This window comes from Streptomyces yunnanensis, assembly GCF_029011865.1.
Classification (GTDB): domain Bacteria; phylum Actinomycetota; class Actinomycetes; order Streptomycetales; family Streptomycetaceae; genus Streptomyces; species Streptomyces yunnanensis.
Genome location: NZ_CP095749.1, coordinates 5,671,084 through 5,685,867 on the forward strand (window position 1 = coordinate 5,671,084; position 14,784 = coordinate 5,685,867).

The 14,784-nt window shown below is 71.8% G+C and carries 13 protein-coding genes and 1 pseudogene; 11 read left to right on the plus strand and 3 right to left on the minus strand.

From position 1 onward, the window contains the following. Positions 1-122 precede the first annotated feature (122 nt). Complete coding sequence (locus tag MOV08_RS24830) at positions 123-1,862, minus strand: dolichyl-phosphate-mannose--protein mannosyltransferase (protein ID WP_275308873.1); 1,740 nt, start codon at positions 1,860-1,862, stop codon at positions 123-125. A gap of 106 nt (positions 1,863-1,968) precedes the next feature. Between MOV08_RS24830 and rsmI the strand changes: the two genes are divergently transcribed. The 8 genes from rsmI (at position 1,969) to MOV08_RS24870 (ending at position 9,722) form a co-directional block, all read left to right on the plus strand. Next, positions 1,969-2,835, plus strand: a complete 867-nt coding sequence (gene rsmI / locus MOV08_RS24835) for a 16S rRNA (cytidine(1402)-2'-O)-methyltransferase (protein WP_039635691.1) — start codon at positions 1,969-1,971, stop codon at positions 2,833-2,835. A 293-nt stretch (positions 2,836-3,128) separates the two neighbouring features. Next, the gene (locus tag MOV08_RS24840) at positions 3,129-3,578 is read left to right on the plus strand and encodes a hypothetical protein (RefSeq protein ID WP_039635693.1); all 450 of its coding nucleotides are present in this window, start codon (positions 3,129-3,131) and stop codon (positions 3,576-3,578) included. 33 nt (positions 3,579-3,611) lie between these two features. After that, positions 3,612-4,487: a TatD family hydrolase gene (locus MOV08_RS24845; protein ID WP_039635695.1), complete on the plus strand. Its 876-nt coding sequence runs from the start codon at positions 3,612-3,614 to the stop codon at positions 4,485-4,487. A gap of 119 nt (positions 4,488-4,606) precedes the next feature. Next, a complete protein-coding gene (locus MOV08_RS24850) occupies positions 4,607-5,767 on the plus strand; it encodes a ubiquitin-like domain-containing protein (RefSeq protein ID WP_039635697.1) in 1,161 nt (386 codons plus the stop codon). After that, positions 5,764-6,672 carry a 16S rRNA (adenine(1518)-N(6)/adenine(1519)-N(6))-dimethyltransferase RsmA gene (gene rsmA, locus MOV08_RS24855; protein WP_052286860.1) on the plus strand — a complete coding sequence of 303 codons (909 nt, stop codon included), beginning with the start codon at positions 5,764-5,766 and terminating at the stop codon, positions 6,670-6,672. Before MOV08_RS24850 ends, rsmA begins: the two co-directional genes overlap by 4 nt. Beyond that, positions 6,669-7,619, plus strand: coding sequence for a 4-(cytidine 5'-diphospho)-2-C-methyl-D-erythritol kinase (locus tag MOV08_RS24860; RefSeq protein ID WP_275308874.1), 951 nt, complete (start codon positions 6,669-6,671; stop codon positions 7,617-7,619). Before rsmA ends, MOV08_RS24860 begins: the two co-directional genes overlap by 4 nt. A 149-nt stretch (positions 7,620-7,768) precedes the next feature. Further along, positions 7,769-8,143, plus strand: coding sequence for a hypothetical protein (locus MOV08_RS24865; protein ID WP_275308875.1), 375 nt, complete (start codon positions 7,769-7,771; stop codon positions 8,141-8,143). 187 nt (positions 8,144-8,330) lie between these two features. After that, positions 8,331-9,722, plus strand: a complete 1,392-nt coding sequence (locus MOV08_RS24870; RefSeq protein ID WP_275308876.1) for a hypothetical protein — start codon at positions 8,331-8,333, stop codon at positions 9,720-9,722. On the opposite strand, the gene MOV08_RS24875 is transcribed toward MOV08_RS24870, so the two are convergent. Then, positions 9,700-10,656 carry a helix-turn-helix domain-containing protein gene (locus tag MOV08_RS24875; RefSeq protein WP_275308877.1) on the minus strand — a complete coding sequence of 319 codons (957 nt, stop codon included), beginning with the start codon at positions 10,654-10,656 and terminating at the stop codon, positions 9,700-9,702. The two genes, MOV08_RS24870 and MOV08_RS24875, sit on opposite strands and share 23 nt — an antisense overlap. Positions 10,657-11,092: 436 nt before the next feature. On the opposite strand from MOV08_RS24875, the pseudogene MOV08_RS24880 reads away from it, so the two are divergent. Together MOV08_RS24880 and MOV08_RS24885 are read left to right on the plus strand one after the other, a co-directional pair. Next, a pseudogene (locus MOV08_RS24880) lies at positions 11,093-11,954 on the plus strand (helix-turn-helix domain-containing protein). Further along, complete coding sequence (locus tag MOV08_RS24885) at positions 11,926-12,210, plus strand: DUF397 domain-containing protein (RefSeq protein WP_275308878.1); 285 nt, start codon at positions 11,926-11,928, stop codon at positions 12,208-12,210. Before MOV08_RS24880 ends, MOV08_RS24885 begins: the two are co-directional and overlap by 29 nt. On the opposite strand, the gene MOV08_RS24890 is transcribed toward MOV08_RS24885, so the two are convergent. Further along, positions 12,207-12,779, minus strand: a complete 573-nt coding sequence (locus MOV08_RS24890; protein WP_275308879.1) for a Uma2 family endonuclease — start codon at positions 12,777-12,779, stop codon at positions 12,207-12,209. The two genes, MOV08_RS24885 and MOV08_RS24890, sit on opposite strands and share 4 nt — an antisense overlap. 186 nt (positions 12,780-12,965) lie before the next feature. On the opposite strand from MOV08_RS24890, the gene MOV08_RS24895 reads away from it, so the two are divergent. Continuing rightward, the gene (locus tag MOV08_RS24895) at positions 12,966-14,768 is read left to right on the plus strand and encodes an ABC-F family ATP-binding cassette domain-containing protein (protein ID WP_275308880.1); all 1,803 of its coding nucleotides are present in this window, start codon (positions 12,966-12,968) and stop codon (positions 14,766-14,768) included. Positions 14,769-14,784 lie beyond the last annotated feature (16 nt).

Sequence of the window (14,784 nt, forward strand, 5' to 3'; positions counted from 1 at the left end):
GCACTCTAAGGGACACGGGCAAGCGGTGAGTCTCGATCAGGGCACGGTCCGGTGACGCGCTGTTCGACCGTCGTCACAGGTTCGTCACAGGGGGCAGGTCGGGGCCTCGCGGTGGATCCGCGCTAGACCCAGCTGTCGAACCACATCCGGTTGTGCCAGGCGCTCTTGGAAATGGGCAGACCCGTATATAGGGGATAGAAGTAGACGAAATTCCACACGATCAGCAGCACCAGGACGCCGGCGCCGACCGCGCCGATGGTGCGGCGCCGCTCGCTGGCCCGCGGCGGTCCGATGATCGCGCCGATCATCATCGCCAGCGCCAGACACAGGAACGGGACGAAGACCACCGCGTAGAAGAGGAAGATGGTCCGCTCCTGGTAGAGGAACCACGGCAGGTAGCCGGCGGCGACGCCGCAGGCGATCGCCCCGGCCCGCCAGTCCCGCCGGAACAGCCACCGCCACAGCACGTAGAGCAGCGCGAAGCAGGCCGCCCACCACAGCAGCGGGGTGCCCAGCGCCAGTACCTCGCGGGCGCAGCCCTCGGCGGCGGTGCAGCCGTCCTGTCCGGCCTTGGGGTCCTCGTAGAAGTACGAGACCGGGCGGCCCAGCACCAGCCAGCTCCACGGGTTGGACATGTAGGTGTGGGGCGTGGTCAGTCCGGTGTGGAAGGCGTAGACCTCGGTCTGGTAGTGCCACAGGCTGCGCAGCCAGTCCGGCAGCCAGGTGAAGGAGCTGTTCCGGCCCTCGGGCGAGGTGGCCCAGTCGCGGTAGTAGCCGCCCTTGGTGGCGATCCAGCCGCTCCAGGACGCCAGGTAGGTGGCGAGCGCCACCACGACGGTGGAGACGAAGGCGGGCAGCGCGTCGCGCCACAGCGCCGCCCGGAACGGGTGCCGGGCGCCGGCGGTGCGCCGCGCCCCCATGTCCCACAGCACCGACATCAGCGCGAACGCCGCCAGGAAGTACAGGCCGTTCCACTTCGTCGCCGCCGACAGGCCCAGGCACAGCCCGGCCGCGATCCGCCACGGGCGCCAGCCCAGCCGCAGTCGGCCGCCGACCTCCGCGTCGGGTCGGGTCAGCCCCTCGGGGTTCGTGGGCAGCGCCGCCGCCAGCCGGGCCCGGGTGCGGTCCCGGTCCACCAGCAGGCAGCCGAAGCCGGCCAGCACCCAGAACATCACGATCAGGTCGAGCAGCGCGGTGCGGCTCATCACGAAGTGCAGGCCGTCCACCGCCAGCAGCCCGCCGGCCAGGCAGCCCAGCGCCGTCGAGCGCAGCAGCCGCCGCCCGATCCGGCAGACCAGCAGCACCGACAGGGTGCCCAGCAGCGCGGTCATGAACCGCCAGCCGAAGGGGTTCATCCCGAACGCCCACTCGCCCAGCGCGATCAGCCACTTGCCCATCGGCGGATGCACGACGTACGAGTGCTCCGGCGAGAGCAGGATCTGCGGGGGATGGGCCAGCAGGGCGTCGTTGGCGTTCTTCGCCCAGGTGCCCTCGTAGCCGTACTGGAGCAGCGACCAGGCGTCCTTGGGGTAGTACGTCTCGTCGAATATCACCTTGCGCGGGCTGCCGAGGTTCCAGAACGTCAGCACGCCCGCGAACAGCGTCACCAGCAGCGGCCCGAGCCAGCCCGACCAGCGCGCCAGGCGCCGTGCGAGCCGCGGGCCGGCGCCGAGCAGCGCCCACACCCGCCCGTCCGGCTCGGGGAACGGCGCCACCAGCCGCGTCCGGACGTCGGCGCCGGGGCGGGCGACGTATCCGAACCGGCGCAGTCGCCGCTGCCACACGGGGGGCCGGTCGGTCGGCTCCGGGGTGCGCAGGGTGGCCGCGTGCGTCGCGGTGGTGTCACTTGTCACCCGGCCCATCGTAGGGAAGCGGCCTGTGCGGCGGGGGTCCGCGGCGCCGGCCGGTGGCGCGCGTCACCGGCACGGGCCCGACCGGGGAGCGGCGCGGGGCTGGGAGGATGGGAGGGTGACTGGAACGCTGGTACTTGCAGGGACGCCCATCGGCGAGGTCGCGGACGCCCCGCCGCGACTCGCCGCCGAGCTGGCCGCCGCCGATGTGATCGCCGCCGAGGACACCCGGCGGCTGCGCCGGCTCACCCAGGCGCTGGAGGTGCAGCCGACCGGCCGGATCGTGTCGTACTTCGAGGGCAACGAGGCGGCCCGGACGCCCGAGTTGGCGGACGCGCTGTCCGGCGGTGCGCGGGTGCTGCTGGTCACCGACGCCGGGATGCCGTCGGTCTCCGACCCCGGCTACCGGCTGGTGGCGGCGGCCGTCGAGCGCGGCATCAAGGTCACCGCGGTCCCCGGCCCGAGCGCGGTGCTCACCGCGCTCGCGGTGTCCGGGCTGCCGGTGGACCGGTTCTGCTTCGAGGGCTTCCTGCCCCGCAAGGCGGGGGAGCGGCTCTCCCGGCTCCGCGAGGTCGGCGGGGAGCGGCGCACCCTGGTCTACTTCGAGGCGCCGCACCGCCTGGACGACACGCTCGCCGCGATGGCCGAGGTCTTCGGCGCGGACCGCCGGGCCGCGGTCTGCCGGGAGCTGACCAAGACCTACGAGGAGGTCCGGCGGGGCGGGCTGGGCGAGTTGGCGGCGTGGGCCGCCGAGGGCGTCCGCGGGGAGATCACGATCGTCGTCGAGGGGGCGCCGGAGAGCGGGCCGGCGGAGCTGGACGCCGCGGAGCTGGTGCGCCGGGTGCGGGTCCGCGAGGAGGCCGGGGAGCGTCGCAAGGAGGCGATCGCGGCGGTGGCGGCGGAGGCCGGGCTGCCCAAGCGGGAGGTCTTCGACGCGGTGGTGGCGGCGAAGAACGCCGAGCGGGGTGCCGCCGGGACGTCGTGATCGGGCGGCCGGCCCCGGTGCGCTCCGCCGGGCCCCGCTGCGCCCCGCTGAGCGCGCCCCTGCTCGGGAGAGCATAAAAGCCCAGGCCACAGCCCTGAACCTACCCACAGGAAGGTAAATGGCCGGCATCGAAGGTAAAGCGATTCGCCCCCTTGCGGTCCGTTTTTCCTACGACCTGCCAAATCTGGGCCAATAGGTAGCAGCTCGGCTGCGCTCCGGCCGCGAAAGGCGTTCCCTGGGAACCGGGACGTCCGGTCCCCGGAGAGCTTGTCCAGCGGACAAGAGGAGCGCACATGAGCGACATCACGAAGACCACCGCCGGCATCCCCGGTGCGGCCCCTGCAAGCCCCCTCCCGCCCCGCCCCCGACCGTCCGAGCCCGCCGCCCACGAGGCGTACGCGTTCTGCTGCATGGGCTGCGGCCACGGCTGGGAGCAGGCGTACGAGATCGAGCACCAGGTGGATGCCAAGGGCGTCACACACGCCGTCTACTTCACGGACGGCGAGCGGGTCCCGTCCCCCCTGACCCGTCCGACGTGCCTCAACTGCGGCGGCCACGTCGTCCGCATCATGCGCTCCGGTCAGGTCTCGATGGTCTCCGACGCGATCGCGAACATGCACCAGCGCCCGCATCACCGGAAGAACTCCCACCAGGGCGCGGACGGCGACCCCGCCGCCGAGTCGGGACGGCACCACTGGCACCTCTCCGACCTGCTGCACCCCTTCCAGCACCACCGCAAGTGAGGCGGCGGCCGCGGTCCTCGTAGGATCGCGGCCATGGCCAAGCAGGACAAAGACACCCCGCCGCCGCTGCCCGAACCGCTCCGGGTTCCGGTCGCGGACTCGCACACCCACCTGGACATACAGGGCATCACCGTCGAGGAGGCCCTGGCCACGGCCGCGTCGGTCGGCGTGACCACCCTCGTCCAGGTCGGCTGCGACCTGAACGGCTCCCGCTGGGCGGCGGACACCGCCGCCGCCCACGAGGCCGTGCACGCCACCGTCGCCCTGCACCCCAACGAGGCGCCGCGGATCGTCCTCGGTGACTCCGACGGCTGGTCGCGGCAGGGTGCCCGGGCGGCCGGCGGCGACGCCGCGCTGGACGCCGCCCTCGCCGAGATCGACGCGCTCGCCGCCCTGCCTCAGGTCCGCGGCGTCGGCGAGACCGGTCTGGACTACTTCCGCACCGGCCCCGAGGGCATGGCCGCCCAGGAGCGGTCCTTCCGCGCCCACATCGAGATCGCCAAGCGGCACGGCAAGGCCCTGGTCATCCACGACCGCGAGGCCCACGACGACGTGCTGCGCATCCTGCGCGAGGAGGGCGCGCCCGACCGGGTCGTCTTCCACTGCTACTCCGGCGACGCCGCGATGGCCGAGGTCTGCGCCGCGGCCGGCTACTTCATGTCGTTCGCCGGCAACGTCACCTTCAAGAACGCCCAGCCGCTGCGCGACGCCCTCGCGATCGCCCCGCCCGAACTGCTGCTCGTCGAGACCGACGCGCCTTTCCTCACCCCCGCGCCGTACCGCGGACGGGCCAACGCGCCCTACCTCATCCCGCTCACCCTGCGGGCCATGGCCGACGTCAAGGGCATGACGGAGGACGCGCTGGCCTCGGCCGTCGCGGCCAACACCGCCCGCGCGTTCGACTACTGACGGCCGCCGCACCGCGCCCGGCGGACCCGCCCCGCCGTGGCGCGAGTTCGCCCTCGCCGCCCGCCCTCCGCTACATTCCGCGGTTGAGCGGTTACCGGACGACCCGTGGCAGGTGCAGCGTGACTCCTTCGCCCAGTGGCCACCGAGCCGGGCGCGGCCGGGGCCGCCGCCGGCGCACCCGCGAGAGGCCCGAACAACTGCGTCGGCTGGTGCCCCGGGCCCTGGTCGTCGCCTTCCTCGCCGGCGGCACCACGGCCTTCGTCGCGCACGACAAGGCCGTCAAGCTCAGCGTCGACGGCGACCCCCACACGCTGCACACCTTCGCCGACGACGTCGACGAACTCCTCGCCGACCAGAACCTCGCGATCGGCGACCACGACATCGTCGCCCCCGCCCCCGGCTCCGACCTCACCAGCGGCGACGAGGTCGTGGTCCGCCACGGCCGGCCGGTCATGCTCACCCTCGACGGGGAGCGCCGCCAGGTGTGGACCACCGCCGACACCGTCGCCGGTGCGCTGCACCAGCTCGGCGTCCGCGCCGAGGGCGCCTACCTCTCCACCGCCCGCTCCCAGCCCATCGGCCGGCACGGCCTGGAGCTGCACGTCCGCACCGAGCGCTCCCTGGTCTTCGTCGCCGACGGCCGCGAGTACCGGGTCCGCACCAACGCCGCCACCGTCCGCGAGGCCCTCGCCGAGGCCGGGCTGGCACTGCGCGACCACGACACCACCTCGGTGCCGCCGGACAGCTTCCCCCGCGAGGACCAGACCGTCTCGGTGCTGCGGATCACCGGCACCACCGAGGTCCGCGAGGAGACCATCCCGTTCCGCACCGTCAAGCGGCCCGACCCGCAGCTGACCGTCGGCACCGAGGCCGTGGTCCGCCCCGGCGTCCCCGGCCTGCGGCGGGTCACCTACCGCCTGGACACCGTCAACGGCGTGCGCCGCAAGCCCCGCAAGGTCGCGACCGAGACGGTCCAGGCGCCGCGCCCGCAGATCGTCCATGTCGGCACCCGGGCGCTGCCCACCACCGTCCGCGGCGCCGACGGCCTCGCCTGGGGCGCACTGGCCGCGTGCGAGGCCGGCGGCCGGCCGGACGCGGTCGACGCCTCCGGCACCTACGGCGGGCTCTACCAGTTCGACGTCGGCACCTGGCGCCGGCTCGGCGGCAGCGGCCGCCCCCAGGACGCACCCGCCGAGGAGCAGACCTACCGGGCCAAGAAGCTCTACGTCACCCGGGGCGCGAGCCCCTGGCCCGCCTGCGGCCGTAAGCTTCACGGGTGAGCGACCGCAAGACCACTGACGAAATCGGCCCGCTGCTGGGCCCCGCCGATGTCCGGGAACTGGCCGCAGCGCTGGGCGTACGCCCCACCAAGCAGCGCGGCCAGAACTTCGTCATCGACGCCAACACCGTCCGCCGGATCGTCCGGACCGCGCAGGTCCGCCCCGACGACGTGGTCGTCGAGGTCGGCCCCGGCCTGGGCTCGCTGACCCTGGCGCTGCTGGAGGTCGCCGACCGGGTCACCGCCGTCGAGATCGACGACGTGCTCGCCGCGGCGCTGCCCGGCACCGTCGCCGCCCGGCTGCCCGAGCGCGCCGACCGCTTCGCCCTGGTGCACAGCGACGCCCTGCACGTCACCGAACTCCCCGGCCCGGCGCCCACCGCGTTGGTCGCCAACCTCCCGTACAACGTCGCCGTCCCGGTCCTCCTCCACATGCTGGAGCGGTTCCCGACCATCGAGCGGACCCTGGTCATGGTCCAGGCCGAGGTCGCCGACCGGCTCGCCGCCGGGCCCGGCAACAAGGTCTACGGCGTCCCGTCGGTCAAGGCCAACTGGTACGCCGAGGTCAAGCGGGCCGGCGCGATCGGCCGCAACGTCTTCTGGCCCGCCCCGAACGTCGAGTCCGGCCTGGTCTCCCTCGTCCGCCGCGCCGAACCACTCCCGTCCCGGGTCTCCCGCGAAGAGGTCTTCGCCGTCGTCGACGCGGCCTTCGCCCAGCGCCGCAAGACCCTGCGGGCCGCCCTCGCCGGCTGGGCGGGCTCGGCCGCGGCGGCCGAGGCGGCCCTGGTCGCGGCCGGCGTCTCGCCGCAGGCCCGCGGCGAGTCGCTGACCATCGAGTCGTTCATCGCCATCGCCGAGAACAAGGTTCCGGCCGCCGACGCCGCCGACCAGGAGCCCACCCGATGAGCCGCCCCGACAGCACCGGCGCCCCCGGCACCACCGTCCGGGTGCCCGCCAAGGTCAACGTCCAACTCGCCGTCGGCGGGCGCCGCCCCGACGGCTTCCACGACCTGGCCAACGTCTTCCTGGCCGTCGGCCTGTACGACGAGGTCACCGCCACCCCCGCGGACGCCCTGACGCTCACCTGCACCGGCCCGGACGCCGACCAGGTCCCGCTGGACGACACCAACCTCGCCGCCCGCGCGGCCCGCGCGCTGGCCGCCCGCCACGGCCTGGACCCCGCCGTCCACCTGCACATCGCCAAGGACATCCCGGTCGCCGGCGGCATGGCCGGTGGCAGCGCGGACGCCGCCGGCGCCCTGCTGGCCTGCGACACCCTGTGGGGCACCGGCGCCACCCAGGACGAACTGCTCGCCATCTGCGCGGAGTTGGGCAGCGACGTACCGTTCAGCCTGGTCGGCGGTGCGGCGCTCGGCCGTGGCCGGGGTGAGCTGCTGGAGCCGCTGCCCGTCGGCGGCACCTTCCACTGGGTCTTCGCGGTCGCCGACGGCGGCCTGTCCACCCCCGCCGTCTACAAGGAGTGCGACCGCCTCCGCGACGCCTCCGGCACCGGCGCGACCACCGCCGACATCCCCGACCCCGAGCCGTCCCCGGCCCTCCTGGCCGCGCTGCGCACCGGCGACCCGGCCGCCCTCGCCGCGGCCCTGGACAACGACCTCCAGGCGGCGGCGCTCTCCCTCCGCCCGTCGCTGGCCGCCACCCTCGCCGCCGGCACCGACGCCGGGGCGCTGGCCGCCCTGGTCTCCGGCTCCGGCCCGACCACCGCGTTCCTGGCGGCCGACGCAGACCAGGCCGACCGGGTCGCCACCGCGCTGCGCGCCTCGGGCACCTGCCGCACGGCCCGCACCGCCGCCGGTCCGGTAGCGGGCGCGAGGGTCGTCGCCAACGGCTAGCGCCCAGCGGCTCAATTCGCGAATGAGCATGCCCCCGTCAAATGGATAGGATGAGCACGGCCTCGGGGGAGCCCTTGACGTGGCGCGCGTTTCCGCCTCGCATACCGCTTCCCGCGGCCCAGTAAACGCGAGGTCGAAATGGGGGACAGATGAGGATACGACGCTTCCTTGCAACAGGGGTCGCCGCGGCGGCGATGGTGGCTTTCGGCAGCACGCCGGCGTTCGCCGAGGATGCCATGGCGCATACGACCGATGGTTCGACCTGGGGAGGAAAGGCCAACTGGAGGTCGTACGGGGACCGGCTCGAGGCGTGTGACAACGCGGCGGACGGCATGACCGTGCAGACGCAGATCCAGACCAAGGGGTACGGGTCGAAGCTCCTGTGGACGCGGGGCGGACGCGGCAGCTGCAACCACCTCACTTGGGACCTTCCCGAGTGGAGCTACATCCAGATCAGGGTTTGCCTGTTGGACGGCAACCTCAAGCCCCACAACTGCTCGAGGTGGGTAGCCGGATCGGCCTGAGCGTCCGGTTGACCGTGATAGGTGAAAGGCCCCGACCTTCTGGTCGGGGCCTTTCACGCACCCTGTGTCGGCGAGTTCGCGTTCCGCCGCCGGGCGGCCTGCCGCCGGCGCCAGGCCGTCCGGGCCGTGTCCGTACCGTGTCCGCCGCCCGGCAACCGCTCGACACGACGTTCGAGTCTGATCTTGCATGACGGATTCACGAGCGAGCATCCGGCGACGACACGCGACCACAGCCGTGGCGGCCGCACTGGTGATGGCGCTCGGCGGGGCGGTGACGTCCTGCGGCACGAAGGACTCCGAGCGGACGGACAAGCCTTCCCAGAGGGCGAAGTTGGCGTTCAAGGACGCGCTGCACACGCACTACCTCCGGGTGTTCGACAAGTCGGAACGGGAGCAAATAGCCGACTCTTCCGAACCGTTCTACGCCAACCTGGAGGCGAGCGGCCTTTCCCCGGACACGGGGCCGGTGACTGCCAGGAACGTCAAGGTGACCGTCGAGCTGTCCGCCGCGAAGGCGGTGAGGTTCGACACCGCGAAGGGGCAGCAGGGATGCGAGCGCTCCGGTGACGTCATCACCTGCACCCCGAAGAACATCGCATCGGGAGACTCCGCGAACCTCTGGCTGTTCAGCATGGCGCAGCGGGAGAGTGCGCCGGAGGGCCCGGCCGGGTCCATGAAGATCACTGTGACCAGCGCCAACGCCCCCGCCATCCATCACACCACCCAACTGGTCATCGGGGCGCCCGAACTGGCCGCACGCAGTGAAGAGGGCTTTTCCGATGTGACGCCCGGCTCCGAGCTGAAGGTGCGGCCCGCCTTCGGCAACAGGGGGCACTCGGGTCTGGACGACGCCCTCAGCGTCGTGCTGGACGTGAAGGGGCAGGCGACGCTGCGCAGGCAGTACAGCAACTGCCGTTACGACAAGGCCGACGCGCCGACGAAGGCGGTCTGTGCGTTCCCCGGGCCGCTGCCCGCCGGAGCGGCGTACGAGACCGACCGGCCGTTCACGGCCGCGGTCGCCGAGACCGGAAGACAGGGCCTGATCACCTACACCGTGTATCCCGCGCCCAACACACCGGCCGATGCACAGCTGCCCGACTCGGCCCCGCGGGGATCCGGTGCGCCGCTCGGGCTCCGCCCGGTCGACGGCAGCCTCTTCACCACGTACGGCCGGGAGTCGGCCCACGGTGGAGTGCGGTTCCTCACCGCCCGGACCCAGGATCGGCAGGTCAACGGGTTCACCCTCAAGGGCCAGGTGGGCCAGACGAACGACATCAGCGTGATGGACGTGAACGGCTACTTCGAGGGTGACACGTACCTGACCCTGCCCGAGGGCGTCAGCCTGGGATGGCACCCATCGGGCGAAGGGCACGAAACGCTCTACTGCGGCTACGTCGACCAGAAGAACCGGAAGGTGCTGTGCCCGGCACCCCTGACCGACCCCGCCATACTGCGGTTCCGCATCGACAAGCGGGTCGAGGGCGCGCAGGGCACGATCTCCGTGAAGCCCGATCCGGAGCACCCGGACCCGGACCTGACGAACAACACCGCCCCCATCACGATGGAGTACGTCGACTGACGGGCCGGCGCGGGCGCGGCGTCACGGGTACCGCGGCAGGCCGTCCGCCAGCCTCCATGAGGCTGGATCGGCAGTCGCGGCACAGTCCCGGTTGCGGCGCGCGGAAGGCGCGTTCGCAGCCGTCGCAGGTCTGGAGGGGGTCCGGGCGCGGAGGCGCCGGTGTGCTGGCTGGGAGCGGCGGCGGCAGCGACGCCGTGAGGCGGTGGGCGAGCAAGGCCGCCGGACTGCGGAGGTCGGGCGGCAGATCGGCCGCGAGGGTGCGGCGTACGGCATCAGGCGGTGCCTCGCGTTCGAGCCAGGCGCTCACGGCCGGGGCGAGGCGTGCCACGTCCGCCTCGGAGAGCAGCAGGCGCGGATCGTCGCGCCGCAGCTCCACGAGTATGCGGTGGGCCAGGCGCGTCCCGTCCGGGCTGGGGCGACGCGGCGCGGGAAGCGGTGCACGTGCCGGTTTCGGTGCCGGTTTGGGTGCCGGTTCGGGTTTCGGCGTCGACCGTGGCGTCGGCTTCGCCTCGTGTTCCCGTTCCGGCCTCGCGGCCCGTTGGGCGGGGCGGGCCACGGGGCAGGGGGCCGCGCCCGGCTGGTTGTACGAGACCGTGCGCGTCACCACCCGCCCGCTCGGCAGTCGCTCCCGCGTGCGCTTCAGGTACCCGGCCGCCTCCAACTCCCGCAGCGCGGAGGCGATCCGTGCCTCGCTCTCGGGGAAGCGGGCGGCCAGGCACTTGATGCCGATGCGGGCCCCGGCGGGCAGCGACTGGATGTGCAGGGCGAGCCCGATCGCCACGAGCGTCAGTCCACGGTGCTGGGCGAGGTGGTTGCCCACCACTGTGAAGTGGCTGGTGTGACGGGAGTTGGCGTGAATGACGCCGGACGAGGGAGTCGGCGCGGGAACGCGGGACACGGGGCGCGAGGGCGCGCTAGGGTTCTTGAGAGCCATTGGGAAGGTTTCGGCTTCCTTGGTGGTAGCCATAGGGAAGGTTTCGGCTTCCTTCTTGGTTAGGCCCTCGTTCGGGATTGCCGTCCCGGCCGGGGGCCGAAGCATGTGTGCGGTGGTGCACGTGTCGCGGCGAGCATATGCCGCTCAACCCTCCTCAAATCCAGCTGAGTTGGCCCAAGTCACCCGTGTGGGTGGCGTGGGTGACGGGGAGGTCGGAGGGGTTGGGATAGGTCCTTTCCCCGGTCTTTGAGCCTTTACGTCGTGCCGGGCCGCGACGTGGCCCACCGGGTCGAGGGAACGTACGATCCGGTGGCGCCCGAGTGAGCCACCCACATGTGCGCATTACGGCGGATTGCCCACGCGGCGGCGCCGTGCGCGCGTAGCGTGCCGAGGAATCGCTTTGTACCGGGCAACGAGCAAGCAGCGGTGGTGAGTTATGCCCCCTCGCAAGGATGCAGACCCCTCGGCCAGTGTCCCGTGCTTCTACGGCGCCGAGATGCGCTTCCTACGGGAACAGGCCGGCCTCACGCTCGAACAGCTGGCGGAGGGCAGCTATCGCGGCATCTCGCTGCTCAGCCAGATCGAACGCGGCGAGCGGAGCATGCCGCTGGACCTGGCCCTCCACGTGGACAAGAAGCTCAACACGAACGGATTCTTCGAGCGTCGCTGCGAAGCGGCGGCGAAGGCCCGCCGGGCCGGTCACGCGGAGTACTTCGCAGACGCGCTGGAGATGGAGCAGCGGGCGGAGACCATCGAGGAGTGGGCGCCGCTGCTTGTTCCGGGCCTGCTGCAGACGCCGGACTACACGCGGGCGGGTTGTGCGGGCTGCTATGCCGAGGGTGACGGACGATGAGGTCGAGGAGAAGGTGACGGCCAGGATGTCCCGGGCTGTGATCTTCGACGCGGAAGCACCCCCGAAGTTCTGGGTGATCCTGAGCGAGTCACTGGTTCGTCGTCCAGCCCTCCAAGGCGAGCAGATGGCGGAACTGCTGGAGCACATTGCGAGGGTGGTAAGGACCACACACTCGATTCTGCAGCTCCTTCCGGAAAACGACGGACTGGGGCCGTTCGCGATGGGGATGGCCAAGTTCATGACGTTTGCGGATGCACCACCAGTGCTGTACGTCGAGAGCCTGCACAGCGGCCAACTCATCGACTATCCGCCGCTCGTGAAGCAGTACCGCGAGTCGTACGATCTGCTCAGGGCCGCCGCACTGTCGCCCGCGGCGTCTCTGTCCGTGATCGAGACAGCGGCAGGGGACTACCGAAATGGCAAGCAGAGCACTCGACTTGAGTGACGCTTCGTGGCGTAAGAGCAGCTACAGCAACGGCACCGGCGGGGACTGCGTCGAGGTCGGCGAGGGCTTTCCTGGGGCCGCGATCTGGCGCAAGAGCAGCTACAGCAACGGCACCGGTGGCGAGTGCGTCGAGGTGGCTGACGGCCTCCCCGGCATCGTCCCCGTCCGGGACAGCAAGCAGCCGCAGGGGCCTGTGCTGGTCTTCTCCGCCGCCGGGTGGGCGTCGTTCGTGTCGGCCCTCAAGGGCGACGCCTAGAGCTCGTCGATGGCGGTCAGGTCGATGTCGATGGGGTAGGGCTTGTCGACCTTGATCCGGTCGCCGTGGACGCCCATGTGCACGTACGTCGTGGTCAGCGGGTCTAGCTCGTAGACGTGGATGACGGGCCTGTCGTCGTCTCCGTCGCACTCGACGCGCCAGAAATTCGGGATCCCGGCGGCGGCGTACTTCCACGGCTTGGTCGTGCGATCGCGGGATTCGGAGTCCGGGGAGACGACCTCGACGGCCAGGAGCACATCCCTGCCCTGGAAGCTCATCTGGTTCGGCCCGGTGACCGCTGCTGCCCGGACCACGCTCACATCGGGCTCGGGGCCGTTGCGGCTGTCGAGGATGACGGTCATGTCGCGACTGACCTTGACCTCGGCCGGCCGACTCGAATGCAGGCCGCTCATCAGCAGGTCGACCGCGGTGCAGTGGAAGTTGTTCCGCGGGGCCGCGAAGACCAGGCTCCCGTCGATCAGTTCCGTGTGCCGTGGGAGATCCGGCAGCGTGAACAGGTCGTCCACCGTGTATCCGTCCACCGGGGGCCTCGGCCAGTGTCGTTCCATGGGTGGGATTCTTCGGCCTGATCGTCCACAGGGCGGCCGTATCGCCGTGGGTCATCACAACGGGTGACCGCCCCCGCGCGTGCCCACGGCAGCCGCCCCGTCCTCGCCCGAAGGCCCCCGCCCCGCGCCGACTACGCTTGGAGGTCGACCGAGCCCCGACCCGGGGATGCACAGACCAGGAGTGAGATGGCCGCCAACCTCGTCAATCTGGAAGCCGTCGACAAGGTGTACGGGACGCGTGCGCTGCTCGACGGTGTCTCCCTCGGTGTCAACGAGGGTGACCGGATCGGCGTCGTGGGTCGGAATGGCGACGGCAAGACCACGCTGATTCGGATCCTCGCCAAGCTGGAGTCCGCCGACACCGGTCGGGTCACGCACGCCGGTGACCTGCGGTTGGGCGTGCTGACCCAGCACGATTCGCTGGACCCGGCCGCCACCATCCGGCACGAGGTGATCGGTGATCTCGCCGATCACGAGTGGGCCGGCAACGCCAAGATCCGGGACGTGCTGACCGGGCTGTTCGGGGATCTGCACCTGCCGGGGTTCACGCAGGGCCTGGACACCGTCATCGGGCCGCTGTCCGGTGGTGAGCGGCGGCGGATCGCGCTGGCCAAGCTGCTGATCGCCGAGCAGGACCTGATCGTGCTGGACGAGCCGACCAACCACCTCGACGTGGAGGGGATCTCCTGGCTCGCCCGGCATCTGGCGGCGCGGCGCTCCGCGCTCGTCGTCGTCACCCACGACCGGTGGTTCCTGGACCAGGTGGCGACGCGGATGTGGGACGTCCAGCGCGGCGCCGTCCACGAGTACGAGGGCGGGTACAGCGACTACGTCTTCGCTCGGGCCGAGCGGGAGCGGATCGCGGCCTCCGAGGAGGCCAAGCGGCAGAACCTGATGCGCAAGGAGCTGGCCTGGCTGCGGCGCGGCGCCCCGGCGCGGACCAGCAAGCCGCGGTTCCGGATCGAGGCGGCCAACGAACTGATCGCGGACGTGCCGCCGCCGCGGGACAACGCCGAACTGATGAAGTTCGCCAGCTCGCGGCTGGGCAAGACGGTCTTCGAGCTGGAGGGCGTGACCGTCCAGGCCGGGCCGAAGGTGCTGCTCAAGCACCTGACGTGGCAGCTGGGCCCGGGCGACCGGATCGGTCTGGTCGGCGTCAACGGCGCGGGCAAGACCTCGCTGCTGCGGACGCTGGAGGCCGCCGCCCGTAGTGGGGGCGAGCAGCAGCCGGCGGCCGGCAAGGTCGTGGTCGGCAAGACCGTCAAGCTCGCCTACCTCTCGCAGGAGGTCGCCGAGCTCAACCCCGCGCTGCGGGTGCTGGAGGCCGTCCAGCAGGTCCGCGACCGGGTCGACCTCGGCAAGGGCCGGGAGATGACGGCGGGGCAGCTGTGCGAGAAGTTCGGGTTCACGAAGGAGAAGCAGTGGACGCCGGTCGGGGACCTCTCCGGCGGTGAGCGGCGGCGGTTGCAGATCCTGCGGCTGCTGATGGACGAGCCGAACGTTCTCTTCCTGGACGAGCCGACCAATGATCTCGACATCGAGACGTTGACGCAGCTGGAGGACCTGCTGGACGGCTGGCCGGGCTCGATGATCGTCATCAGCCACGACCGGTACTTCGTGGAGCGGACGACGGACCGGGTGTTCGCGCTGCTGGGCGACGCGGCGCTGCGGATGCTGCCGCGCGGCCTGGACGAGTACCTGGAGCGCCGGCAGAAGGTGATCGAGGCGGCGACGCCGGCGCCCGCCCAGCCGGCCGCCGCGGCGCCCAAGAAGCCGGCCGCCGTCAACCGCGCGGCGCAGAAGGAGCTCCAGCGGATCGAGCGCCAACTGGACAAGATCGGGGAGAAGGAGGCGGCGCTGCACGCGCAGATGGCCGAGCACGCCACCGACTTCGAGAAGATCGCCGGACTGGACGCGCAGCTGCGCGAACTGGGCGGGCAGCGCGAGGAGTTGGAGATGCGCTGGCTGGAGCTGGCCGAGGACGCGTAGGCCCGTGTCGGCCACC